Genomic DNA, 23,603 nt, shown 5'->3' on the forward strand with positions numbered 1-23,603 from the left:
TTACACTGCCTTCCTGCGCAAAGAGTGTTTGCCACGGACACCCCACTACACATAAGGTAAAGAAGCACAAATCAGTTTATACAAAGCACAAAGCCAAACAGCACAAACCCATACAAAAAGATTTTATCATCAAAAACAAGTAACATTATATGCGCCGGTTTAGTGTATTATCGGTTATTGCATTGTTATTTTTTTTTATTTCATCGTGCCATATTGCCCGGTTTGTATATTATAATAATGCCGACTTAAACGATTACCGCAAGTTTCCGCAAAAAAATATTCAAAATTCGGGACAAGTTTTTTCATTTTATGACCAGTTACAGAATGCCGGAATTGCGCTTCCCGTCAAATATGCAGGTGATGCCTGTACTCTGGAGTCTTTTCTTACCCGGCATAGCACAGTTGCATTCCTCGTTATCCGCAACGACAGCATTTTGTACGAAAATTACTTTGATGATTATACCCGCGAATCAATAATACCCTCTTTTTCGGTGGCAAAATCATATGTTTCAGCTCTTGTGGGGATAGCTATCCGTGAAGGTTATATTAAAAGTGTGCATCAGCCAATTACCGATTTTTTGCCTGAATTACAAAATCCCGGGTTTGAAAAAATAACGCTGGAGCATCTCCTGAACATGCGTTCCGGAATTCGATTTAACGAAAATTATCTGAACCCTTTTTCACAGATTCCAAAATATTATTATGGGCTGCACCTTGCACACTACATCAGCAAGCTTAAAGTGGAAGAGCCACCGGATTTGCATTATAACTATGTAAGTGTTAATACATTATTACTATCAATGGCTGTTGAAAGAGCTACAAAAAAGCAACTTTCGCAATACCTTGAAGAAAAAATATGGCAGCCTTGCGGGATGGAGTACCCTGCCACATGGAATATTGACAGTAAAAAAGGCAATACAATCAAGGCATTTTGCTGTGTAAATGCCAGAACACGCGATTTTGCACGCTTTGGGAGGTTGTATCTGCATGCCGGGAATTGGAATGGAAGAGAAATCATTCCTGAAGAATGGGTTAAAAAAACACAAAGCGTGATGAACGATTCACGCGACGGGCAGAATTACCATTACACCTATCAATGGAGGGTAACAGATTATGGTGCGACATTTTCTAAGGGTATTTTAGGCCAGTACATTTGGATACTTCCCCAAAAGAATATTATTATTGTACGTCTGGGCAGAAACTACGCAGGTATTGACTGGGCTGATTTTTGCTACGAAATTTCAAAGAAACTGTGATAACCAGGGTAGTTCAATAATGTTTTAGCCGCCTTTTCCGGAAAAGTAAAGTACTGTACATCGGCTTCGGTACATAGCTGCATTTGGTTGTCGAACAATTGCACATGGATATATGCCAAATTGTGTCGGGTATTAATATGCCGGGCATGCAGAGTAATAATGTCGCCAGATGCCACCTGTACTGCCTTTTTAAAACGACTTTCCATCCGGCTTGTTACGCCTCCGGTTTTCAGCTTGGTAAATACAACCCATGACGCTATTTCGTCCATCAAAGTCTGTTGAATACCTCCGTGCAGCACCCCATTCCAGCCTTGGTAATCGGATTGTGCTTTCCATCGGGAAACAATATTGTCCCCTTCTTCGGCAAACTCCATTTTAAGCCCTAAGGGATTATCGGGTGAACAACCAAAACAATTATATCCAGGTTGTTTAACAAAGGGATTAATAATTTTACGCATTAAAATTACTTTGCAATGCCTTTTTTGTATTTTATTTCGGTAACTATCTTTCCTTCTTTGTTAAATTCCTGCCATTTGCCCTCTTTCGTCCCATTGCTGTATAAACCGGTCATTTTTACGCTTCCGTTATCAAAAAACTCAGTAAATATAACTTCATGAACACCGTTTACGTAAATTTCTTCTGTTTGTATTTTTCCATTTTCGAAGAAAGTGAGTTGCTTGCCATCAAAATCGCCTGATTTATAATTATATTCTGCAATAAGTTTCTGTTCTACGCTATACCATTTGGAGGATCCGTTTTTCTTTCCTTCAGAATAAAATGCCTCCTCAAGCATTTTGCCTGGGTAATTATCGTAATAGGTTACCTTCTTACCATTGAGTAAGCCATTTTTATAGTTACATGTCAAAGTGAGGACATTCCCGTTTCCGAACATGCGGTATTGACCATGAAGTTGGTCATTTTTATAATTTTTTTCAGAACTGATGGCACCTTTTTTGTCCAATTCAATACAAATACCGTTTCTCTTTCCATTTTGATAGCTTTCAATTTTATTGGGAATATTTTCAGGATAATAAATTACCCATGTTCCTTCTTTTTTATCGTTTTTATACCATCCGCACACATTAACGCCGCCTATATTTTCTTCCCATCTGGCTTGTTTAAGTTTTTGTTTATCAGTTAAATTAATGGTATCTCCGTTTGCAATTTTAAAAGATTGCGTAAATCCTGCAACAGAAAGCAGGAAAAGTAAATTGATTATTAAAATAGACTTTTTCATTTTTTTAAATTATTTTGAAATGAAACTAATAATTACAACGGCAAATATAAAAAATTGCCGGATTAAATAATACGATTAAACGTAAAAAAAAAGTTAAAATTCTTTAACTATAGATAATTTTTTAAAAAAAGGTGAGATAAATCTGATTTTTTTATTTCTGTCTATCAATCAAATGATTTGACCAAAAAGGTCAAAATCATCGGCAGATGTAATTTTTACCTGTGCAAAAGAACCGGGAGAGGCTTTCTGAAATCCATTTTCAACAAGCACTTCGTTATCCACCTCGGGAGAATCAAACTCAGTTCTGCCCACCAGTATATTATTTTCAGTTCTATCAAATAAGACTTTATATTCTCTGCCTATTTTACCGGTATTTAGCGACAGCGAAATTTGTTGTTGCAGGCGCATGATTTCATCGGCTCTTTCCATTTTAATTTTTTCAGGGACATCATCTTTCAATCGGAAAGCATGGGTATCTTCTTCAGGTGAGTAAATGAAAACTCCCAAGCGATCGAAACGAATATCGCGAATAAAATGCAGTAGTTCCTGAAAGTCCTGTTCCGTTTCGCCGGGAAAACCGGTGATAATTGTTGTACGAAGAGCAGCTTCAGGAATCGCTGTTCGTAAATTTTCAATAAGCTGATATGTTTCTTTTTGCGTAATATTTCTTTGCATCCGTTTCAGGATGGAATCGCTAATGTGCTGCAAAGGCAGATCAAAATATTTGCAGATTTTTGCAGAAGATTGCATTATTTCAACCACGTCCATCGGGAATGCTGCCGGATAAAGGTACTGGAGCCGTATCCATTCAATCCCATTAACGGCAATGAGTTTTTCGAGCAATGCAGCCAGTTTTCTTTTTTTATAAATATCAATTCCGTAATAGGATACATCCTGTGCTATGATTATAAGTTCTTTAACACCTTTTTCCGCTAATATTTTCGTCTCGTCAGCAAGCATATCAATGGGTTGTGAAATATGCCTCCCTCTGATAAGTGGGATGGCACAAAATGCACAAGTACGATCACATCCTTCGGCAATTTTCAAATAAGCATAATGGGGAGGAGTCGTTAGCATTCGCTCTGAAGGGAGAAACGGGTAGTGTTTGTCGAACTGGCTGATGATCTGTTCCATCTGGTTGACACCAAAAATACCGTCGGCTTCTGGAATTTCTTTTTGAATCTCTTCCCTGTACCTTTCAGTTAAACATCCCATTACATACACTGCAACAACAATTCCTTTTTTTTTGGCTTCTATAGCATTAAGAACAGCGTCAATAGATTCTTCTTTTGCATCTTTTATAAAACCGCAAGTATTGATGATTACCACATCACCAGGTGAAAAAGTATCTTCAAATACTACTTTAAAACGGGCAGCTTTGAGTTTTCCCATCAGCACTTCTGAATCCACAAGGTTTTTGGAACATCCTAACGAAATGCAATTAATACGTTGTGTTTTCAAAACCGTTAAAATATAAAAAAATTAATTAAACAAACTATCAACAAATTCATTTTTATTGAAAAGTTGTAAATCCTGCATTTTTTCTCCTATACCTATATACTTTACAGGAACTTTAAACTGGTCGGAAATCCCAATAACCACACCTCCCTTGGCTGTACCATCGAGTTTGGTAAGACACAGAGCGTTTACTTCGGTAGCTGCAGTAAACTGTTTTGCCTGTTCGATGGCATTTTGCCCGGTAGAGGCATCCAGGATGAGCAAAATTTCGTGCGGGGCATCGGGAATTACCTTCTGCATCACTTTTTTGATTTTGGTAAGTTCATTCATCAGTCCCACTTTGTTGTGTAACCTGCCGGCAGTATCAATAATCACTACGTCAGCACATTTTGTTTTTGCCGAATTGAGTGTATCGAAGGCAACCGAAGCCGGATCGGAGCCCATTTGCTGACTGACGATAGGTACATCAGCCCGTTGTGCCCATATGTGTAACTGATCAACAGCTGCGGCACGAAAAGTGTCGGCGGCACCCAGTACAACCGATTTTCCTGCCTGTTTATAGTGGTAAGCCAGTTTTCCGATAGTGGTGGTTTTTCCCACTCCGTTCACCCCTACTACCATAATAACATAAGGTTCCGTTTTTGGAGGGAAATCGAAGCCATACATCTCACCCAATTCGTTTTCAGCGAGCAGGGCTGCTATTTCCTCTTTCAGCAGAGTGTTAAGTTCATCGGTTCCCACGTATTTATCCCGTTTCACCCTTGCTTCTATACGTTCTATGATACGCAACGTGGTTTCCACTCCCACGTCAGAAGTAATCAGAATTTCTTCAAGATTATCAAGTACTTCATCGTCAATTTTTGACTTTCCCAATATGGCTTTCGACAATTTTGAAAAAACGCTGGTCTTGGTTTTTTCGAGTCCCTTATCGAGACTTTCTTTTTTTTCTTTGGAAAATATTGAGAATAAGCCCATATATGAAAATATTTTGGATAATTAAAAATAAAAAAAGCTTTCTTCTTTAGCAGAAAAAAGCCTTAAATTTTATGATGAAATGAATTTATTTCTTTGCCAGGAAATCTTTAACCTGGTCGTTAGGAACAATATTTTCTTTAAAAACGTATGCACCGGTTTTGGGTGAACGAACCATGCGGACTACTTTCGCAAAGTCTTTACCGGAACTGGTTCTCAGGGTTGCAACTACTTTCTTTGCCATGGTATAATTGTATTATTTGATTTCTTTGTGAACGGTAACTTTTTTCAAATACGGGTTGTATTTTTTTAGTTCAAGTCTTTCGGGTGTATTTTTCTTGTTTTTCACCGAAATGTAACGCGACATTCCGGGAACACCACTGGTTTTTTGCTCGGTACATTCCAGAATTACTTGTACTCTTGCTTCTTTATTTTTCTTAGCCATTATTAATTCTTTTAAAAATTCGGGTTGCAAAAATAGAAACTTTTCTGTAAAAAAACTATCTCAGTTTAAAAAAAAATTAATTTTACCGCTATGAACTGGGAAAGTTATATAAATGGCTTCATCGCTTATTTACAATTAGAAAAATCACTATCGCAAAATACTATTGATGCGTACACCCACGATATAAAAAAATTCAGAGACTTTCTTGATGCTTCAGCTATTCAAATTGCAGTAAACAAAGTATCTGTTAACCATTTACGAGATTTTACAGCAGACCTCAAACGTTTGCTGGTGCATCCCACTTCCCAGGCAAGAATCATTTCGGGCATCAGGGCTTTTTTTCACTACCTCATCATTGAAAAAATTATAGATGAAAATCCGGCTGATTTATTGGACTCTCCAAAAACAGGGCGAAAGCTGCCAGAAATTCTTTCGGTAGAAGAAATTGAAAAAATGATTACAGCCGTTGATCTCAGCAAAGCCGAAGGAGAACGCAATAAAGCCATCATCGAACTGTTGTACGGATGTGGTTTACGGGTTTCAGAGCTTACCAGCCTGAAAATTACAGATGTTTTTCTCAACGAAGGCTTTCTCCGTATTACCGGAAAAGGAAATAAACAACGGCTGGTACCAGCAGGAAGACCGGCATTAAAACAGTTACATTTGTATCTTAGCCATATTCGCAATCATCAGGCAATAAAAAAAGGATACGAAAATTACATTTTTGTCAACCGGAACGGGAGCAAACTGTCGCGTGAAATGGTATTTTTAATTGTGAAAGAAGTTGCGGCAAAAGCCGGAATACATAAAAAAATCAGCCCGCACACTTTCCGACATTCCTTTGCCACACATTTGATCGAAAATGGTGCTGACCTTAGGGCTGTACAGGAAATGTTAGGACATGTTTCCATAACAACAACAGAGATTTATACACATATCAGCCAGCGGTTTCTTGAAGAAACTATCAGAAAATTTCATCCACGCAGCCAACAAAAAAAGTAACTCAACTATGGCGCATAACGTACAAAAAAAGTAGTTTGCAGAATTTTTTTGATGTTTTGCCGAAATTTATAGTTGTAATATCCAAAATCTTAATAATTTTCCACATTCAAAAATCTATATTTATATATTATTTAATAAAATGAAAACCAGAAAAATAATTAAAATTGTATCTATGATGATACTTACAACTACGCCGGTATGGCTTACCGGAAACAACACCGGCACTGACCGGCATGGCTTCAGGCTGATAGAAAAACGATTTGTAAAAGAAGTAAATGCAGAATGTTATTTTTTCGAACACATTAAAAGTGGCGCACACTTGTTTAAAATTGCAAGCAACGACCCAAACAAAACTTTTAGCATTGGTTTTAAAACCTTCCCTGAATCTGATAACGGAGCGCCTCATATAATGGAACATTCTGTGCTTAACGGCTCGAAAAATTTCCCGGTTAAAAGCCCTTTCGACATTCTTAATAAAGGCTCGCTCAATACTTTTATTAATGCCTTCACCGGCAAGGATATGACTATGTACCCTGTGGCAAGTATGAACGATAAAGACTATTTCAACCTGATGCATGTTTACCTCGATGCTGTTTTTAACCCACTGATATATACAGAACCCCGTATTTTAAAGCAGGAAGGCTGGCATTATGAACTTACCGAAGTCGAAAGCCCGATTGTTTTTAAAGGTGTAGTTTATAATGAAATGAAAGGTGCGTTTTCAAGTCCTTCGAGAGAACTTTCATACCAGGTATTCAAAAATCTTTTCCCCAACAATGGGTATGGATACGAATCAGGCGGACATCCTGCTTCGATACCAACTCTTACCTATGAGTATTTTATTAATTTTCACAAGCGTTTTTATCATCCCGGTAATAGTTATATTTTCCTCTACGGAAATGCCGACCTTGACAAGGAACTTGAATTTATCAACGACAACTACCTGTCGAATTACGGACAATTAAAGGATAAGGTGGTGGTTGATGACCAAAAACCCTTTGAGGCAATGAAAGACATAACTGCAAATTACTCGGTAATGGAGGGTTCAGAAACAGCCAATCAAGCCTACTTGTCATATAATGTTGTTGCTGGGCATAATATGGAAATCGAACTCACTATGGCTTTGGATATTATTTGTGAAGCCATTGTAAACCAGGAATCGGCTCCTTTACGACTTGCCTTGCAGGAAGCCGGAATTGGGCAGGATGTATATGCCTATAACAATTCGTATAAACAAAATGTTGTACAGATAATAGTACAAAATGCTAATGCTTCCGACAAAGAAAAATTCTATAATATATTAAACAAAATATTCAACGATGCAATAAAAAATGGCATTGATAAAGAAACAATACAGGGTATACTCAACAGGATAGAGTTTCAACTGCGCGAAGGCAATGATGCACAAAAAGGGCTCACGTATATTACACAGTCATTGCCAGGTTGCTTTTTCGCAAATGATCCGTTTGTAGGACTTGAATATGAAAAGTCTCTTGCCAAACTCAAAAAAATGATTAACAACGGGTATCTTGAAAAAGTTATCGCTCAGTATTTCATCAATAATCCACATACGTTACTACTTACCCTTGTGCCCCAGCCGGGTTTGGACAAGGAGAAAAATATCCAGGCTGAACAGGAATTAAAAAAATACAAGGAAAACCTGAACAATTCACAAATAACATCGCTGGTGAATGAAACACAGGAATTGATTGCATATCAAAAAAGAGAAGATAGCCCGGAAGCCTTACAGACCATACCTCTGCTTGATATTAAAGATATTAATCCCAAAGCCGAATGGTACGGTGTACAGGAAAAGCAGATAGCCGGAGTAAAAGTTTTACATCACGAAGAATTTACTAACGATGTGGTGTATGCAAATTTATATTTCGACATGCGGGTGCTTCCCGAAAATCTTATCCCTTATGCCTCTTTGTTATCGAACCTATTGGGACTAATGGATACGGAAAAATATTCTTTTGGCGATTTGAACAAAGTTTTAAACATCCATACGGGTGGGTTTAATACTTTCCTTAGTGCATATGCTGAAGATTTAGACGACAATAAGTTACTTCCCAAATTTGTAGTTTCGACAAAAGCCATGAACGTAAAAGCAGACAAGCTTTTTGAACTCACACAAGAGGTATTACTGAAAACCCATTATAATGATACCGCCCGTCTCCACGCATTGCTTAGCCGTTTCCAGGGACAGTTGGATGCACGTATCAAGAGGAGTGGCGCCAATTACACAAGTACACGGTTCAATTCGTATATTACTAATAAAGGGCAGTTCAATGAATTAACTGATGGCGTTGATTACTATTGGTTTATTACTGATCTTTCTAATAATTTTAATCAAAAGTCGCAACAAATTGCCGAAAACCTGAAAACTATTGCCACTTTGTTGTTTACCAAAGATAACCTTATTGCCGCCAACACCGGTAGTTCCGGCGATGGAGAAGTGTTTAACAAAAATATCAAAGGATTTATTTCAGCTTTACCTGTTAAAAAGTCGGTTTACAACCAATGGACATTTACCCCTGAAAAGAAAAACGAAGGATTGCAAACTGCCTCGAAAGTGCAATATGTTATTCAGGGATACGATTTTAAAAAGCTGGGTTACAAATGGGATGGAAAGATGCGCGTTCTTAATCAAATTCTTTCCACTGACTGGTTGCAAACCCAAATACGTGTGATTGGAGGTGCTTATGGTGGATATTCCACCTTTTCTCCGGGCGGAATCATCACCTTTAACTCTTACCGTGATCCCAACCTGAGCGAAACCCTGAATAATTACAGTACAACCCCCGATTATCTCCACAAGTTTACAGCGGATGAAAAAGCCATGACCCGCTACATTATCGGAACTATTGCCGGAATGGACGACCCTCTGACCCCTTCACAAAAAGGAACACAGGCTGTAAGTTATTACTTCACCAAACGCTCAGCCGAGGACATACAAAACGAACGCAATGCCATTCTATCTACAACACAGGACGATATCCGGGGATTTGCCGGTCTCATCCAGGATATCCTTGACCAAAAAACCTACTGTGTGTATGGAAATGCCGAAAAAATTGATAGCAATAAAGATCTTTTCAAACAATTGGTTAAATTGCAGTAACATATATTATAATCTGATTGATATATAATTATATTCATAAACCCGGGAGGTGGTATCTACAAACAGAACCGCTTTCCGGGTTAATTATTTTTAATAATCAATCATCAATAGAATTCAAACCCGTGCAAAACAATGCAATGTCCTTGGATTTAATTTAAGCCATCTGCCCGTAGAGCATACTTTAAATATCTGTATCTGCACTCCAGTTTACAGAATGTAACTGGTCATTCTGGAAATAAAAATCAATTAAGCCGTCGTCGAATGAGAGACGTTTTTCGCCCCAGGTTTCTTCTTCAGTTTCAAAATCCGGATACCCTTTTTCCTTCATCAGGGCAATAATACCTTTTTTGTTGAGTGAGTGCAAAGGTTTTTCAAAAAGAGTAATATTATTTACGCCTGCTTCAACGGATGTAAAGCTAAAGGTGTCCTCTCCCTCAAAATACAGGCTAAGTTCTGCATTAGCATAATAAAAGACAGTAATTTTCTGACTGTCATATAGTTCATCATCGAAACTTTCCACTTCATCGGGTTTTCCAAGCAGTTGTTCTGCTGTTTCCATTGAGCACCCGAAAGGAATATCCGAAAGTCCTTTTAACAAGTGAATTGCGTAAGTAGTTGTTTCCATAAATATTTCATTTAAAAGGTGACTCAGGTTCTTTAGCCATATGATTATAAGCAAGTGTATCCAGTAATCTGGGGAACCATTTACTCAGAAAGACACTCAGTTTGCCTTCAACAAAAGTAAGAATTAATGTTCGTTTTTTCTTTTCCAGTGCATGAATAATTTTTTCGGCAGTTTTTTCGGCAGTCATCATTTTCGATTCGTCACGTGGAGTTTCTCCCTGTACTGAACCATCGGCTGTACGGGCTCTGAACCGGATATTTGACGCCGTAAAACCCGGTGCTGCAACCAGTACATGCAAACCAGCATGTAGATTTTCAACCCGTAAAGTATCGAGAAATCCCCTGATGGCGTATTTTGAAGCTGAATATCCTGTACGTCCTGGTAGTCCGATATACCCTGCAATAGAAATAATTCCTGCAACCGAGCCTTTACTTTTTAACAGGTAAGGCAAAGCGTATTTTGTACAATATACCGTCCCCCAAAAATTTATGTCCATAAGCTCACGAATAACGTTGATTTCAACATCTTTAAAGAGCGCACGCATGGAAATACCGGCGTTATTGATAAGGACATCTATGGTCCCGAACCGGGCAACGGCTTTTTCAACCATAGCTTTACAATCGGATTCTTTACTCACATCAGTTTCAACATAGATATTTTCGCAACCCTGGTTTTCCAATTGGGCGGATAACTTCGCCAATTTTTCCTGGTTTCTGGCTGCCAATACTAATTTTGCCCCTTTTCGGGAACATACCTCCGCTAAGGCTTTCCCTATTCCGGAAGAAGCTCCTGTGATTATTACCACTTTATTTGCAAGCATGCCGGCGTGATTCATTTTTGCAATAATAAGGATTTTTTTACGACAATTCACCTTAGCAGGTTTTTAACAGAATTTTTGTGGCAAACAATTTAATTGAACGGAAGTATTTTCCCATATCGGCAACTTATTTTTTCTACTTTTGACAATCGAATAATACATCATGATCAGCCAGCGACAATTATTTTTAACTTATTTAGCCCAGACCTCCCCTTCGCCCATAGGCATTGAAATTGAACGTGCAGAAGGCATTTACCTTTACGATACCACTGGTAAACGTTTTACCGATCTTATTTCAGGTATTTCTGTGAGCAATACCGGACATTGCCATCCACGGATAGTGGCTTCCATCAAAAAGCAGACGGAAAAATACCTGCACCTGATGGTTTATGGCGAGTTGATACAATCTCCACAGGTACAATTTGCCTCCGCACTCGCAGAATTGCTCCCGCCAAACCTGCAATCGGTATATTTTGTAAACTCGGGAAGCGAAGCCGTGGAAGGAGCATTGAAGCTGGCAAAACGTTTTACAGGGCGCAGTGAGATTGTCGCTTTAAGAAATGCATATCATGGAAGCTCACACGGTTCAATGAGCGTGATGGGTAATGAATATTTTAAGAATGCCTTCCGTCCTTTGCTTCCTGGCATAAAATTCATTTCGTTAAACGATGAAAATGAGTTGAAAAACATCAGTACCCGAACGGCTTGCGTTATTATTGAGCCTGTTCAGGGAGAAGCCGGGATAAGGATATCCGGAACGGCTTATCTTAAAGCACTGCGCAAACGCTGCAACGAAACAGAAACTTTGCTCATTTTCGACGAGATACAAAGCGGTATGGGCAGAACCGGGAGCATGTTCGTTTTTGAGCAATACGGTGTTATTCCTGATATACTTTTGCTTGCCAAAGGTGTGGGAGGCGGAATGCCGTTAGGCGCATTTATTTCTTCCAACGAAATTATGCATAGCCTTTCTTTCAACCCTGTTCTCGGGCATATTACCACTTTTGGCGGACATCCGGTAAGTTGTGCGGCAGCTTTGGCAAACCTGCAGGTGATACGTGAAGAAGAACTAACGAAAATAGTTATCACAAAAGAAAAATTGTTCAGGGCATTGCTGGAAAACCACCCGAAGATTCGGGAAATACGTTCAAAGGGCTTGTGGATGGCATTGCAAATGAACAATTATTTACAGGTTAAACAATTGATAGATAATTGTATTGAAAAAGGAGTCCTACTTGACTGGTTTCTGTTTTGCGACAATGCCGTACGCATTGCACCTCCACTGATAATTACCGAAGAGCAGATAAAGGAAAGTTGTAAAATTATCCTCGGCTGTCTTGATGTTCTTGTTTAAAATTAAACAATTGATTATAATACGATATAACTGATATTTATCCGATGCACACCTTTCAAATCACCGTCCGCGGTTACGAACTCGACTCGTACGGGCATGTAAACAATGCCGTATATGTAAACTATTTCGAACAAGCACGCTGGGAAGTCCTTCGTGATAAAAAAATACTCGAAAAATATCAAAATTCGGGATATTTCATCGTTGTTGCGGAGAATACCATCCGCTATCATCGCGAAGCAACTCTTTTTGATACCCTGACAATTGAAACCACTATGCATAAACAGTCGCCTTACCTTGTTTTCAAACATAAAATGAAAAATTCAAAAGACGGTCTGAAAACGGCAACTGCCACCGTAAAAACCCTGCTTCTCGATAAAGAAAGGATGATTTGTGATTTTCCTTCCGAATTTTTCGATTAATTTTGCCATTGATGGAAAAAATAGCCCATTGGACCACTAAAGAAGATATAGGGATACTTACACTGAAGAATCCCCCGCAAAATTTTATTAAAGAACCCGATTTTTTAAGCACAGAACGTTTACTTGAACTAACTAAAGACGTAAAAGGTATGCTCATCACCGGGTTCGGGAAACATTTTTCGGCAGGTGCTGACTTGCAATCTCTAAAAATACTCTCGCAGAACAAGGAACTCCTGCTTAGCAAACTCACATATGGCAACGAACTTCTGAAGTGCATCGAGGAATTAAATATTCCTGTGATTGCAGTTGTAAATGGGATATGCTTTGGTGCAGGATTGGAAATAGCACTGAGTGCACACCTGCGTATTGTTGCCAAAAACAGTCTTTTTGCCTTTCCCGAAATAAACCACGAACTGATACCCGGACTGGGAGGCATAATAAGACTGCTTGAAAATATTACGAAAAATGAAGCTGTTCAATTATTGCTTAAAGGAGATGTAATTGATGCAGAAAAGGCGCTCTCACTGCATATTGCAGACGATTTAGTTCCGGCGGCAACCCTGATGGAACATGCAATTCAGCGCATCAAAAGGATGACTGATTGTCGCTCGACTGAAGTTATCCATTGCATCATGCAGGCGATAAATAATACCCGAAAGATGACGCGCGATGATGCAATAGCCGCCGAAACAAGGATGTTTTGTGAACTTGCGGCACGAACAAACCAAATCTTTTAGTCTATGTATACAACCATACACTGGACGATAGAAGATTCTGTTGGCAGACTTGTCCTTACCAACCCACCCTCTAACAAGATGGGCATACTGTTTTTTGATGAATTGTCTGACTTTACCCATAAATTAGACACTAAAAGCATCTCTGCGATAGTGATAAGTGGGAAAGGAAGACATTTTTCCTATGGTGCCGAGTTGCACGAACTATTGAATCTGATGCAAAGTAATGCAAGAGATAACCCTGACAGAAATCATTATTCTCCGTTCTTCAGTGAAAACATCTCATCGTTTAATTTCTTTTACAAACTCCAGATTCCTGTTATCGCAGCAATAAGAGGTGTTTGCCTTGGCTCGGCTCTTGAAATGGCAATGCATTGCCATTTCCGCTTTTGCGGAGAAAACTCGGTGCTCGGGCTGCCGGAAGCTTCTTACAACCTTATACCCGGCTGTGGAGGTATTTATAATTTGCTCAACTTAACTTCGCGACTTACTGCCCTGGAATTGCTTCTGCACGGGAATACTTTCTCTGCACAACAGGCGCTGCAATGGAACATAGCCGATGCTGTGATGCCATCGAAGACCATTATTGACAAGGCTATAAACTTTGCCAGGAAAATAGCAACTGGATATTCAATATACTATAAAAAAGATTACCTGAAACTTTTACAATGAACATTACAAATAACACCAAAAGCAGAAAGGTAAAATTGATTGGAACAGGTGCATTCCTCCCCGGGGAAGCTATTCCATTCTCCCAGGTGGACTATTACCTCGGGCAACTCGACGAAATTCCTGATAAGCTGAAAAAGTGGCTCGGCAGAATGCGTGAAATCATGGAGCAGATGCTCGAAATAAAATATTATCACTTTGCCATTGACCCGCAAACCCGCTGCTTTACCGAGGACAACATAAGCATGGCAGTAAAAGCCGCAAACATTGCCATTGAAAGGGCTGGCATTTTGCCATCCGACATTGACTTTATTGCTTACGGGAGTGCACATCAGCACCAGATGCCTACTGCTTCGGTTCGCATACAGGAAGCACTCGGAATTGAACAATGCGGAGAGATTTCCATTCATGCCAATTGCACCTCGGCATATAAGGCATTGCTTGTTGCCCATGAATTTCTTATGAGTGGAAGGTATAAAACGGCTTTGGTATTATCATCATCCATGTCGTCGTCGGAATTAAGGGCGGAATATTATAACCAGCCTCTCGCAAAAAAAGAAGAACTCTTCCTGCGCTATTTCCTGAGCGACGGAGCGGGTGCATTAGTCCTTAAAGCCACCGATAACGACAAGGAAGGTATTTTTCTTCAGAATACAAGCATGGAATCAATAGGCGGGAAAAAACCGGCTGCCATGCGCAACCTTCGCCCTGCCTACTGGATGAATCCCAAAGAAGAATACGAAAAGGCATACCATCATCTTGCCCAGCTCTTCAACGAACAACTCCGCGAACATTTCAACGAAGCCGGCGGAAGTGTTTTCTATAAAGGCTTGCAACGCATGATTGGAAAATACAATATCGCCGTGGATAAAATCAGGTATTTCCAGGTAAATTTCCCTTCGCGTCATATATCGGAAATTGTGATGGACGAATGCGAAACTCTGGGAATTGCCCGCAGCACATGGTACTCGAAAATGGCAAGTATGGGATATACCGGTCCGCCTATGGCTTTTATCTGTCTAGACCAGATTGTAAACAACGAAACTCTTGATAAAGGCGATCTCATACTAAGTTTTGTTACCGAAGTAAGCAAATTTATGCAGGCAGGTTTTGTTTTTAAAAAAGAATAAATGGATAAAGACAAACGATACAGCCTCTTTCTGATAAGCCCTGCACAAAAATATGTTAACTATCCCGCCCATACCGAACTGAGCCGGATTTTCGGCAAAAAAAGGTTCATGATTCCACTGGCACTGCCCGTAATTGCTGCACTAACTCCCGATAATTATGATATTAAAATCATTGATGAGGAAATAGAACCTATACCAGAAAATGCAACCCCGGATATTGTGGGGATAACTACCCTTGCTTCTACTTCAACACGTGCATTTCAAATAGCAGATAATTACCGCAAAAAGGGTATTCCGGTAGTTATGGGAGGAGCTTATGCTTCGTACCGTGTGGAAGAAGCCCTGAAACATGCCGACAGCATAGTAGTTGGTGAAGCCGAAAATAACTGGAAGCAATGCCTTGCTGATTTTGAGAAGGGAGAACTAAAGCCGGTTTACACTTGCGATACGTTCTGCGACTATAGCGAAGCCCCCCTGCCCCGCTGGGATTTGGTTCCTATGAACAAGATTTTCCAGGCAGCGGTACAGGTATCGCGGGGATGCCCTTTCAACTGCGATTTCTGCATTGTTTCGCAGACCTTCGGAAGGAAAATGCGTTACCGTAACATTGATAATGTTGTTGATGAGATAAGCCGGCTACCGTCGAAATACGTATTTTTTGTTGATGACAACCTCACCATGAACCATAAATACGTCCGCGAGCTGATGCAGAGGATACAACCATTGCATATTTCATGGGGCTGCATGGCAAGTATTGACATTGCAAATGATGATACTCTGCTTACTGAGATGGCAGATGCCGGATGTTTCAATATACTTGTGGGATTTGAGTCGCTGAATCCGCAAAGCCTTGATGAAACACATAAGAAACATAATAAGGGTGCAAGTATTTATGAGGAAGCCATCCGCAAAATCCATAGCCACGGTATTCATATCAATGCTTCTTTCATAGTGGGCTTCGACAATGATACTGCAGAGGAGTTCGACAGGATTTTCGACTTTACATTAAAAAATTCTCTTCCCAATATCAATCTTCATATACTGTCGGCTACGCCGGGAACTCGTTTATACGATAAAATGCAGGCTGAAGGCAGAATGTATCCACACGACTTTGCAATGAACGCCGGACATTTTCCCGTTCTGCACTATATGAAAATGTCGCAATCGGAAATATTTGAAAAATACATGCAAACGATTGCCCGCCTGTATAGTTTCGATACCATTCTCCGGAAGGCAAAACAGTTATTCGGCAATGGAAACTTCGCCAAACCTGGAGCCGACATAAGCACAGGGCTTAAATTCCGGCTTATGGCTATCATCATCGGCAATTTTGTGTTTACAACCGACAAAAACCGCAGGAAACTTCTGTTTTTTATGCTCAGAAACATCCGTGAAGGCAAAATAGCCAAGGACCGTGCATTTGCATTCATGCTTTCGATGCTTGGATATCACAGGCATGTGCAGAAACATCTCCGCCGCATGGATGAATACCGCAACCTGATTAAACCATATGATAAAGGGGCATTTGAGAGTTTCAGATTGCAACATTCCGGTTTGGAATTTTAAGTTTCAGGTATAAGTTTACCCTGACAAATGATGATTATGCTGATGAATACACTCATGAACCGGCTTTCGGTTTACAGGATGAAGTGGTATGACAAGCAAATCAAAAGATAAATAAGCCTTTTGTAAACTTAATACTACCTATTTACTCAGTAAAATGCCCGATGCAAAAGTTAATATGCTAAATATTAAAGTTAAAGCATCAAACTATAAAGTTAAAACATCAGGTTACGAAGTTAATACCTAAGGTTATAAAGTTAAACCATCAGGTTGTGATATTAATACACCATGTCATTAAGTTAAACCATCAGGTTATATGGTTAATACGTCAGGTTGCGATGTTAATACATCAGGTACGGCTAAGCAATTTAATTAGCTAAAAATTTTTGACTAATGATATTAAAATACCATTTAATAACAGATTAATTTTTTGACAAAAAGTTATCAACATCTTATATTTCACATCTATAATACGATATAATGAAAATAAACAATTTTGTTAATAACATTATTTGCAAGTTATTATTTTCAGATTTATTAACTTGTTATTTTTGTTAAAAAAAAGAGTTTTAGCATTCGAACTACTTAAAAACTAACTATAAAGCCTGAATAATTTAAGGTATCAATACATATCAGGGGCTAAAAAGTAAGGTATGGAAATAAATCAAATTACAGAAAAGATAATAGGCTGTGCCATAGAAGTACATAAAAATCTTGGACCTGGTTTGCTTGAATCCGCTTATGAGGAATGTTTGATTTTTGAATTAAGAAATGCAGGATTAAAAGCAGAAAGACAAATTGCTGTTCCTGTGGTTTATAAAGACATAAATATTAAGCTCCGTGGTTCTCCGTACAAGTTAAAATATTATAACACAAAAAAAAAACAAACCTTAGTGCTGCTTCGTGCCTCCGTGGTTTATATTTTTTTAACCACTAAAAGCACAAAAAAACACAAAGAAAAAACAAACCTTAGTGCTGCTTCGTGCCTCCGTGGTTTATATTTTTTTAACCACTAAGAGCACAGAGCTGCGCAGAGAAGTAATAAACCACTTAAATTGAATTATCAACACAAGTTTAACAATTAAAATTAACAAGCCATGAAAAAAAATTATCCTTACCCGCTTTATGTAACACTACAAGGCGAACTGATTATTATCAGAAACTACATGGAACTGCAACCAAATTTTTCAGCCCGTAACCCCGATATGACTGTTGCATACGGACAAGAAATTGAAACACGTATCAACCAGGCAATCATCAGTTTTACTACCGACAAAAAGCAGGAACAGAAAGCAGCAACCCGCGACATTAAAGCCATAATTGCCGAAAGCAAAGTTAAATTATCAGATTTGTTTACCGACATCGCGGTAGTGTTCCGCAGCGACAAGCCCAAAGTTGATCTTTTAAAAAATGAGCTGGGATACACCAGATTTAACCGCAAAGCAAATGAAAATGTACAGGAAGCTATCATACAATATCTTTTTACCTTTGCCGACAACCTGCCAGCCTATCGTAGCGAACTGACAGGAAAAAAGATTCCCGACAGCCGTCTCGACGAAATAATAAAACTTGCCCAGGAATGCAAAAATGCCAACATCACACAGGAACTCAGCAAAAGTAAAAGCAGGCAACTAACCGCCGAACAGCAAGCAGAGGTAAACACACTCTATACCGAGGTGATGGCTATCTGCCGCTTAGGCAAATCCATCTTCCGCCAGGATAAAGAAAAATGGCAATTGTTTAACTTCAAAAGCGTAATAGAAGCTTTTGGCGGAACACGAACAAAAAAAGAAGAAGAAATCGTGCCAACTAACTAATTTGAAGATTTGAAGATTTGGGAAAAGCCTTGTAGGGAATTGGGAGTTTTTATTTGTGGGGGGAATGATAAATAATGAGTAAATAAATGGAGTGAGGGGATTATAGTGATATTGTGGTAATTCTTTGGCGATAGTACGTATCTAAAACTGACTTGCAAAATGGACAATAGTGTTTTCAAAATCTCTGACCAAGTAAATATGGTTAATGAAGAATATAGACATGTAGTTGTGTTAGGTGCTGGTGCAAGCAAAGCATCATGTATAGATAAAGCTGAAATGAGTGGCAAGCAAATTCCATTAATGAATGACTTGCACAAAGTAATTGACTTAAAAACAGAATTAAGTGATCTGCCGATTGATTTACAGAATGAAAACTTTGAAGTTATATTTTCAACACTTTATGACAAAGATCCAAATTCGGATATTTTGCGAACGATTGAGAAAAAAATATACGACTACTTTTCTTCACTCAAACTTCCTGACACGCCAACAATTTACGACCATCTTATTCTTTCACTTCGCAAAAAAGATTTAATCGCAACATTTAATTGGGACCCGTTTTTATGGCAAGCATTTGAAAGAAATTTATCGTTTACTGACAACCTTCCACAACTTGCTTTCTTGCATGGCAATGTTGCTATTGGATTTGACAAAGATACAAAGACATTTGGACCAAATGGATATCTCAACCTTAAAACAAAAAAAACATTTCAACCAACACGACTTTTTTATCCAATAAAGCATAAAAATTACAACTCTGATCCTTACATCAAGAATCAGTGGAATCAACTTTCAATGTTTCTTAAAAATCCAGCAAGAGTTACAATCTTTGGTTACTCTGCACCAAAGACAGATGTTGAAGCAATTAGTATAATGAAAACTGCTTGGGGACTTCCAGAAAGAAATCATCTATTTACTCAGTTTGAAATCATAGATATTAAACCAAAATGCGAACTAACAAAATCTTGGAAGGACTTTATCTTTAGCCATCACTACGAGGTTACAAACAACTTCTTTAAATCATCAATCATGCGGTTTCCAAGACGGACAGGTGAGGTTTTCTTGGCAAATTATCTTGAAGGAAAATGGTATCAGGAAAATTATCCTCCAAAATTTAAAAACTTTAAGGATATGAAGACTTGGTATTCTACATTAATTGATAGTGAACAAAAACCCGGCTGAGCGGAATTTATAATTCCACAGAATTCTTTAAATTGATTATAGGTTTAATCATAATTTTGTATCATTATAAAAAATAAAATTTATTTGAAATGGAAATTTATAAAAACTTAAGCGGAAATTCTGGTATAACACATTATGAAATTGGAGAAGATTATATTGATGTGAAATTCATAGACAATCCAACAATTTATTTTTACTGTAATAAGAAAATTAGTAAAGCACATATTAACAAAATGAAAGATTTAGCAAAAAAAGGCAAGGGATTGTGTACATATATAGCTCAAAATCCAGAAATAAAAGATAATTTCAGCAAACGATGAAGTGAGTTATATCCCCTGCTGCGCGTTCCTGGTTAAACTTGTATCCCGCTCTGAACAACGCGTAATTTATAATTCCGCTAAATAACAAAGAAGAAAGCGAAATAAAACAAATGGAAACAGAAAATTGCAAACTTTATAAGGTTGAGGGGAGGTGCAAATTTCGCTCAGACTGGGGACATAAAAGCAGTAAGACTACGGAAATATATACTCACATAACAACAAAAGGATTTGATAAAATAACAAGTCCATTAGATAATTGGGATATTTAAATTATTTTTATATTTGTGAACGGAAAGCAATAACTAATCACGAAATAACTGCCATAATGGTGGTTATACAGTCGTTATGGGCAATTGGGACGAAGCATTCAACGACATTGAAACAAATTATGCTAAGATATTCATGAGAACAAAGAAATTATACTTCATAATCCTAATATTCTTGTTTACTGGTATTAGTTTATTTGCACAGGAAAAGCCCTACAACTTAATAAAGTTTGGGGTTAAGGGATTTGGTGGAATAACTGATACTTGTTACTTAAACACAATGGTTACAGACTGGTTTAATAAGGTTGTAGATGCTAGTAATGCGGAGTTACAGAGTGACCCCGTTACATTACCTTTTAATATAGAATATGGCTATCAGCCATTCATAATCATCAGACCGCTTCGGCTTCTTCAAATCGGAGTTAAAATGGATTATGCCTTTTCAAGTTTAACTGTTCAATTTCAAAATCAACTAATCAATCAGAATTACGAATTAAATATTAAGAAAAAGTCATACAACCCTGGTGTATTTGCTTACCTGACTTTGGGAAAAATGGAGCTTGGTGGTGGGCTGTTTCGCTCCTATACATATTTAGACATAACTGATGATTTTTTTGGATACAAAGATAAATGGTACGGTACAAATACTGGCTATGAGTTAAGTCTTGGTTTTTCCTCGTCTCGCGAAAAACATGTTGGTTTTACAATGGGTATTAGATACAGGGATTTGCTAATTAATGAATTTGAAGATAATTTAAAAAGGAAAATAACTTATTCAGACAATCAGGAAAATATATCACTCAATATGTCGGGATTTTTTATTGAAATGGGTTTGTATTTTCAGTTTGTAAAAATTAAAAAGCAGAAAAATGAAAACTAATTCAATTACCAGATATTTTTTCGTACTTTTTTTAGCACTTATTTTATGGGGATGTAAAAAAGACGTTCTCAAACCAACGAATGAAGAATTCAAAGTAAAATCCTTTATCAGCAATATTAAAAGCTACAATGTTAATTCTGAGTATAATGATAACATTATGCCTACAGATACTACTTCGGCTGACAAACCTTATGTTTCTGTTCAGTCATGGGTAATAAAAGGGAAAGACATTTTAATGAGTATTACTGTACCAGATGATGCAGAAGAACTTTATTTTGGCGCAATTAACTCCCAAGCGGAATACATGGGACTTAACTTCGAGGGACAAGCACAAAATCAAGCAACAGGTTATTACCGGTTAAAACTAAGTAGTATCTCAAATCCTGATACCGCGACCAATGGATTAAGAAATTATCAGGTTGTATTAAGTTCAAATGAAAATATTCAGATTGACAAGTTCGATTTGCTTGTAAGTTGTAAGACAACAAAAGGAATCAGCAATAAAACCACTGTACCGGTAAATGTAGCTAGCATTGCTCCATATCAGAAAAACCTAAAAGTAGGCTTTAGACCATTGACGGGTTATACATATACTATCAAAGTTTCCACACCATCAGGTGCTCAAATTACCTATTCATACAACAAAAATACCGGAACAGAGACTTTCAATAACTCACAAGTACCAAATACAAGCCTTTCTTATGATTCAGGACTTGATTTTAAATGGATTGATTTTTCTGACCCTGAATTTGGAGGATACTCAATGGCAGCAACTATTCAAATTGATTTGACAGGAGGTTCTCAATACATCTATTTATATCTTGCAATTGTTACAGAAGGCATAATTGAACAAGTCAGTTTAGATGCAAATATTCAACAAACTGGGCAAAATACAGCTGTGGGGACAGCTAATGTTGGATTTAGTTATTTTGCAGAATTCAACGAAATAATTGTTGATGACATCAAAGTAATTATACACAAACCAGATAATTTTCCATTGTACAATGAAAACTATCCTTTTCCATCAACATATGCCCGAAGAATTGAAGTTTTCGAAGGAATGACCCAGCATACATTTCGATCAAACTACAGCAATTACCCTCCAGACAAGCATCTACAATTGTATCACAAAGATGCTTTAACAAACGTAACTGAAAATGGTTTTCAATACGAAAATATCCAGATAATATTAGAAGCCGATATTAAAATTCCATCTAATTTTGATTTATCACAATTAAATGAAGTTTGGAGAGTAATTGAAAAACCAGATAATGTTACAAATATTTCAATAGATAATATCGGAATTGGTAAAGCTTCTGTGACAATCCCACCAAATGGTGGAGTTTATAAGTTTGGCTATAAACCTATTGAGGATGTAATTGAGAGTGAAGCTATTTTTCTTTTACCTCTTGCTAGTCCTGAAGTAAAAGAAATTATTTTGAACGATTTAACAAAAGCAGATGCCTTTGCAAACAAAGTAAACAATTTGTATCAAAATGGCTATTGGCATTTACCTTTACCTCCTCCTGGATATTATGACATATATAAGATTAAACATTGGTTTTTTGACAACTTACATGGTGATTACATAGGCCGTCCGGATTGTTCTCAAAACCCTACAGTCTGGTATTATAATCAGGTAAATGATGAAAACATGCGTGGTGCAATTTTAACATGGTTTGGAATACCAACAAGATTGAGTGATGTTAGTTACTTTCTTGCTGGCTACACCCTAACTAAGATTAACGCTCCAGAGGTTGTAAATTTAATTGCTCAGTATTGGGCTGGTGGATGTAATTATAATGACCAGGCAACTCAGATAGCTTTATTAGCCGGAATTGATTTAGCTAAAGGAATAATCAAATACAATCAAGTGAAAACATTAGTCCAAACTATGTTTGATAAAACTTTAGATAATAAAAATACAACTCTTTGGCCAAATAATTCAATACCGAATAATTATTCAGGTTCATATCCAAATGTACCGCCTTCATTTAATCCTAATACAATGTTTGCATCACCATGTTATACAAATCCAGATTTTGAATTAAAATAAGAAAATAAATGCAATTATTCAACCAACATGCCCATAACAAAGTGTAGCAGCAATAAGGGTTTCAGTTGTAATTCAATCGTTCTGCCCCGCTCTAAATTTGGTATTGGTGGACAGGACAGTAGCCCGCAATCCCTTACTAGCCATACCGCCGACCGTTAGCACCTATTTTAAGACAATGAAACCAACAAACGACATATAATGAAAATTTTGAATCTTATTTTAGCCTTTTTCCTTTTGAATGGATTAAATGTTAATTCTCAGACAAATCATTTTCCAAAAG

The 23,603-nt window shown here is 37.8% G+C and carries 23 protein-coding genes; 15 read left to right on the forward strand and 8 right to left on the reverse strand.

Annotated features, from left to right (window positions below; genetic code table 11):
- Positions 1–149 precede the first annotated feature (149 nt).
- Positions 150–1,256, forward strand: coding sequence for a beta-lactamase family protein (locus tag M0R21_09275; GenBank protein MCK9618009.1), 1,107 nt, complete (start codon positions 150–152; stop codon positions 1,254–1,256).
- Here M0R21_09275 and M0R21_09280 read toward each other — a convergent pair.
- The 6 genes from M0R21_09280 to rpmG form a co-directional block, all read right to left on the reverse strand.
- The gene (locus tag M0R21_09280) at positions 1,232–1,714 is read right to left on the reverse strand and encodes a PaaI family thioesterase (GenBank protein ID MCK9618010.1); all 483 of its coding nucleotides are present in this window, start codon (positions 1,712–1,714) and stop codon (positions 1,232–1,234) included. The genes M0R21_09275 and M0R21_09280 overlap by 25 nt on opposite strands.
- A gap of 5 nt (positions 1,715–1,719) precedes the next feature.
- The gene (locus M0R21_09285; GenBank protein MCK9618011.1) at positions 1,720–2,493 is read right to left on the reverse strand and encodes a hypothetical protein; all 774 of its coding nucleotides are present in this window, start codon (positions 2,491–2,493) and stop codon (positions 1,720–1,722) included.
- A gap of 168 nt (positions 2,494–2,661) precedes the next feature.
- Positions 2,662–3,954 carry a 30S ribosomal protein S12 methylthiotransferase RimO gene (rimO, locus tag M0R21_09290; GenBank protein ID MCK9618012.1) on the reverse strand — a complete coding sequence of 431 codons (1,293 nt, stop codon included), beginning with the start codon at positions 3,952–3,954 and terminating at the stop codon, positions 2,662–2,664.
- Between the two features lie 21 nt (positions 3,955–3,975).
- Complete coding sequence (gene ftsY / locus M0R21_09295) at positions 3,976–4,926, reverse strand: signal recognition particle-docking protein FtsY (GenBank protein MCK9618013.1); 951 nt, start codon at positions 4,924–4,926, stop codon at positions 3,976–3,978.
- An 85-nt stretch (positions 4,927–5,011) separates the two neighbouring features.
- Positions 5,012–5,167, reverse strand: coding sequence for a DUF4295 domain-containing protein (locus tag M0R21_09300; protein MCK9618014.1), 156 nt, complete (start codon positions 5,165–5,167; stop codon positions 5,012–5,014).
- 12 nt (positions 5,168–5,179) lie between these two features.
- On the reverse strand, positions 5,180–5,368 hold the full coding sequence (gene rpmG / locus M0R21_09305; protein ID MCK9618015.1) for a 50S ribosomal protein L33: 189 nt from the start codon (positions 5,366–5,368) through the stop codon (positions 5,180–5,182).
- Positions 5,369–5,458: 90 nt separating this feature from the next.
- Between rpmG and xerD the strand changes: the two genes are divergently transcribed.
- Positions 5,459–6,370, forward strand: a complete 912-nt coding sequence (xerD, locus tag M0R21_09310) for a site-specific tyrosine recombinase XerD (GenBank protein ID MCK9618016.1) — start codon at positions 5,459–5,461, stop codon at positions 6,368–6,370.
- 139 nt (positions 6,371–6,509) lie between these two features.
- Positions 6,510–9,491 carry an insulinase family protein gene (locus M0R21_09315; GenBank protein ID MCK9618017.1) on the forward strand — a complete coding sequence of 994 codons (2,982 nt, stop codon included), beginning with the start codon at positions 6,510–6,512 and terminating at the stop codon, positions 9,489–9,491.
- A 181-nt stretch (positions 9,492–9,672) separates the two neighbouring features.
- Here the strand turns inward: M0R21_09315 and M0R21_09320 are convergent, their stop codons facing one another.
- On the reverse strand, positions 9,673–10,116 hold the full coding sequence (locus tag M0R21_09320) for a hypothetical protein (protein MCK9618018.1): 444 nt from the start codon (positions 10,114–10,116) through the stop codon (positions 9,673–9,675).
- 7 nt (positions 10,117–10,123) lie between these two features.
- Complete coding sequence (locus M0R21_09325) at positions 10,124–10,936, reverse strand: SDR family oxidoreductase (GenBank protein MCK9618019.1); 813 nt, start codon at positions 10,934–10,936, stop codon at positions 10,124–10,126.
- A gap of 160 nt (positions 10,937–11,096) precedes the next feature.
- Here M0R21_09325 and M0R21_09330 point away from each other — a divergent pair, with 160 nt between their 5' ends.
- From M0R21_09330 to M0R21_09385, 12 genes are all read left to right on the forward strand, one after another.
- Positions 11,097–12,287: an aspartate aminotransferase family protein gene (locus tag M0R21_09330; GenBank protein MCK9618020.1), complete on the forward strand. Its 1,191-nt coding sequence runs from the start codon at positions 11,097–11,099 to the stop codon at positions 12,285–12,287.
- Positions 12,288–12,331: 44 nt separating this feature from the next.
- Positions 12,332–12,706 (forward strand): acyl-CoA thioesterase, encoded by a 375-nt coding sequence (locus M0R21_09335; GenBank protein MCK9618021.1) that lies wholly within the window; start codon positions 12,332–12,334, stop codon positions 12,704–12,706.
- 11 nt (positions 12,707–12,717) lie between these two features.
- Positions 12,718–13,443 (forward strand): enoyl-CoA hydratase/isomerase family protein, encoded by a 726-nt coding sequence (locus M0R21_09340; GenBank protein ID MCK9618022.1) that lies wholly within the window; start codon positions 12,718–12,720, stop codon positions 13,441–13,443.
- 3 nt (positions 13,444–13,446) lie between these two features.
- Positions 13,447–14,112, forward strand: coding sequence for an enoyl-CoA hydratase/isomerase family protein (locus M0R21_09345; GenBank protein ID MCK9618023.1), 666 nt, complete (start codon positions 13,447–13,449; stop codon positions 14,110–14,112).
- A complete protein-coding gene (locus M0R21_09350; GenBank protein MCK9618024.1) occupies positions 14,109–15,239 on the forward strand; it encodes a 3-oxoacyl-ACP synthase III family protein in 1,131 nt (376 codons plus the stop codon). The genes M0R21_09345 and M0R21_09350 overlap by 4 nt, the downstream gene beginning before the upstream one ends.
- On the forward strand, positions 15,240–16,805 hold the full coding sequence (locus M0R21_09355; protein MCK9618025.1) for a B12-binding domain-containing radical SAM protein: 1,566 nt from the start codon (positions 15,240–15,242) through the stop codon (positions 16,803–16,805). It begins immediately after the preceding gene.
- 650 nt (positions 16,806–17,455) lie between these two features.
- Positions 17,456–17,818: a GxxExxY protein gene (locus M0R21_09360; protein ID MCK9618026.1), complete on the forward strand. Its 363-nt coding sequence runs from the start codon at positions 17,456–17,458 to the stop codon at positions 17,816–17,818.
- A gap of 81 nt (positions 17,819–17,899) precedes the next feature.
- Positions 17,900–18,619, forward strand: a complete 720-nt coding sequence (locus tag M0R21_09365; GenBank protein ID MCK9618027.1) for a hypothetical protein — start codon at positions 17,900–17,902, stop codon at positions 18,617–18,619.
- 159 nt (positions 18,620–18,778) lie between these two features.
- Positions 18,779–19,801, forward strand: a complete 1,023-nt coding sequence (locus tag M0R21_09370) for a hypothetical protein (protein ID MCK9618028.1) — start codon at positions 18,779–18,781, stop codon at positions 19,799–19,801.
- Positions 19,802–19,890: 89 nt separating this feature from the next.
- Complete coding sequence (locus M0R21_09375; GenBank protein ID MCK9618029.1) at positions 19,891–20,121, forward strand: hypothetical protein; 231 nt, start codon at positions 19,891–19,893, stop codon at positions 20,119–20,121.
- A gap of 345 nt (positions 20,122–20,466) precedes the next feature.
- Positions 20,467–21,267: a hypothetical protein gene (locus M0R21_09380; protein MCK9618030.1), complete on the forward strand. Its 801-nt coding sequence runs from the start codon at positions 20,467–20,469 to the stop codon at positions 21,265–21,267.
- The gene (locus M0R21_09385) at positions 21,257–23,323 is read left to right on the forward strand and encodes a hypothetical protein (protein ID MCK9618031.1); all 2,067 of its coding nucleotides are present in this window, start codon (positions 21,257–21,259) and stop codon (positions 23,321–23,323) included. The genes M0R21_09380 and M0R21_09385 overlap by 11 nt, the downstream gene beginning before the upstream one ends.
- The last annotated feature ends 280 nt before the right edge of the window (positions 23,324–23,603 follow it).

This window comes from Lentimicrobiaceae bacterium (assembly GCA_023227965.1).
Lineage (GTDB): Bacteria > Bacteroidota > Bacteroidia > Bacteroidales > JALOCA01 > JALOCA01.

What these genes read in the sequence shown, in the direction of transcription:
- M0R21_09275 (MCK9618009.1), top strand. Translation starts at nt 150, where the DNA reads ATGCGCCGGTTTAGTGTATTATCGGTTATTGCATTGTTATTTTTTTTT.
- M0R21_09280 (MCK9618010.1), bottom strand. Translation starts at nt 1,714, where the DNA reads ATGCGTAAAATTATTAATCCCTTTGTTAAACAACCTGGATATAATTGT.
- M0R21_09285 (MCK9618011.1), bottom strand. Translation starts at nt 2,493, where the DNA reads ATGAAAAAGTCTATTTTAATAATCAATTTACTTTTCCTGCTTTCTGTT.
- ftsY (MCK9618013.1), bottom strand. Translation starts at nt 4,926, where the DNA reads ATGGGCTTATTCTCAATATTTTCCAAAGAAAAAAAAGAAAGTCTCGAT.
- M0R21_09300 (MCK9618014.1), bottom strand. Translation starts at nt 5,167, where the DNA reads ATGGCAAAGAAAGTAGTTGCAACCCTGAGAACCAGTTCCGGTAAAGAC.
- rpmG (MCK9618015.1), bottom strand. Translation starts at nt 5,368, where the DNA reads ATGGCTAAGAAAAATAAAGAAGCAAGAGTACAAGTAATTCTGGAATGT.
- xerD (MCK9618016.1), top strand. Translation starts at nt 5,459, where the DNA reads ATGAACTGGGAAAGTTATATAAATGGCTTCATCGCTTATTTACAATTA.
- M0R21_09315 (MCK9618017.1), top strand. Translation starts at nt 6,510, where the DNA reads ATGAAAACCAGAAAAATAATTAAAATTGTATCTATGATGATACTTACA.
- M0R21_09320 (MCK9618018.1), bottom strand. Translation starts at nt 10,116, where the DNA reads ATGGAAACAACTACTTACGCAATTCACTTGTTAAAAGGACTTTCGGAT.
- M0R21_09325 (MCK9618019.1), bottom strand. Translation starts at nt 10,936, where the DNA reads ATGCTTGCAAATAAAGTGGTAATAATCACAGGAGCTTCTTCCGGAATA.
- M0R21_09330 (MCK9618020.1), top strand. Translation starts at nt 11,097, where the DNA reads ATGATCAGCCAGCGACAATTATTTTTAACTTATTTAGCCCAGACCTCC.
- M0R21_09335 (MCK9618021.1), top strand. Translation starts at nt 12,332, where the DNA reads ATGCACACCTTTCAAATCACCGTCCGCGGTTACGAACTCGACTCGTAC.
- M0R21_09340 (MCK9618022.1), top strand. Translation starts at nt 12,718, where the DNA reads ATGGAAAAAATAGCCCATTGGACCACTAAAGAAGATATAGGGATACTT.
- M0R21_09345 (MCK9618023.1), top strand. Translation starts at nt 13,447, where the DNA reads ATGTATACAACCATACACTGGACGATAGAAGATTCTGTTGGCAGACTT.
- M0R21_09350 (MCK9618024.1), top strand. Translation starts at nt 14,109, where the DNA reads ATGAACATTACAAATAACACCAAAAGCAGAAAGGTAAAATTGATTGGA.
- M0R21_09355 (MCK9618025.1), top strand. Translation starts at nt 15,240, where the DNA reads ATGGATAAAGACAAACGATACAGCCTCTTTCTGATAAGCCCTGCACAA.
- M0R21_09360 (MCK9618026.1), top strand. Translation starts at nt 17,456, where the DNA reads ATGGAAATAAATCAAATTACAGAAAAGATAATAGGCTGTGCCATAGAA.
- M0R21_09365 (MCK9618027.1), top strand. Translation starts at nt 17,900, where the DNA reads ATGAAAAAAAATTATCCTTACCCGCTTTATGTAACACTACAAGGCGAA.
- M0R21_09370 (MCK9618028.1), top strand. Translation starts at nt 18,779, where the DNA reads ATGGACAATAGTGTTTTCAAAATCTCTGACCAAGTAAATATGGTTAAT.
- M0R21_09375 (MCK9618029.1), top strand. Translation starts at nt 19,891, where the DNA reads ATGGAAATTTATAAAAACTTAAGCGGAAATTCTGGTATAACACATTAT.
- M0R21_09380 (MCK9618030.1), top strand. Translation starts at nt 20,467, where the DNA reads ATGGGCAATTGGGACGAAGCATTCAACGACATTGAAACAAATTATGCT.
- M0R21_09385 (MCK9618031.1), top strand. Translation starts at nt 21,257, where the DNA reads ATGAAAACTAATTCAATTACCAGATATTTTTTCGTACTTTTTTTAGCA.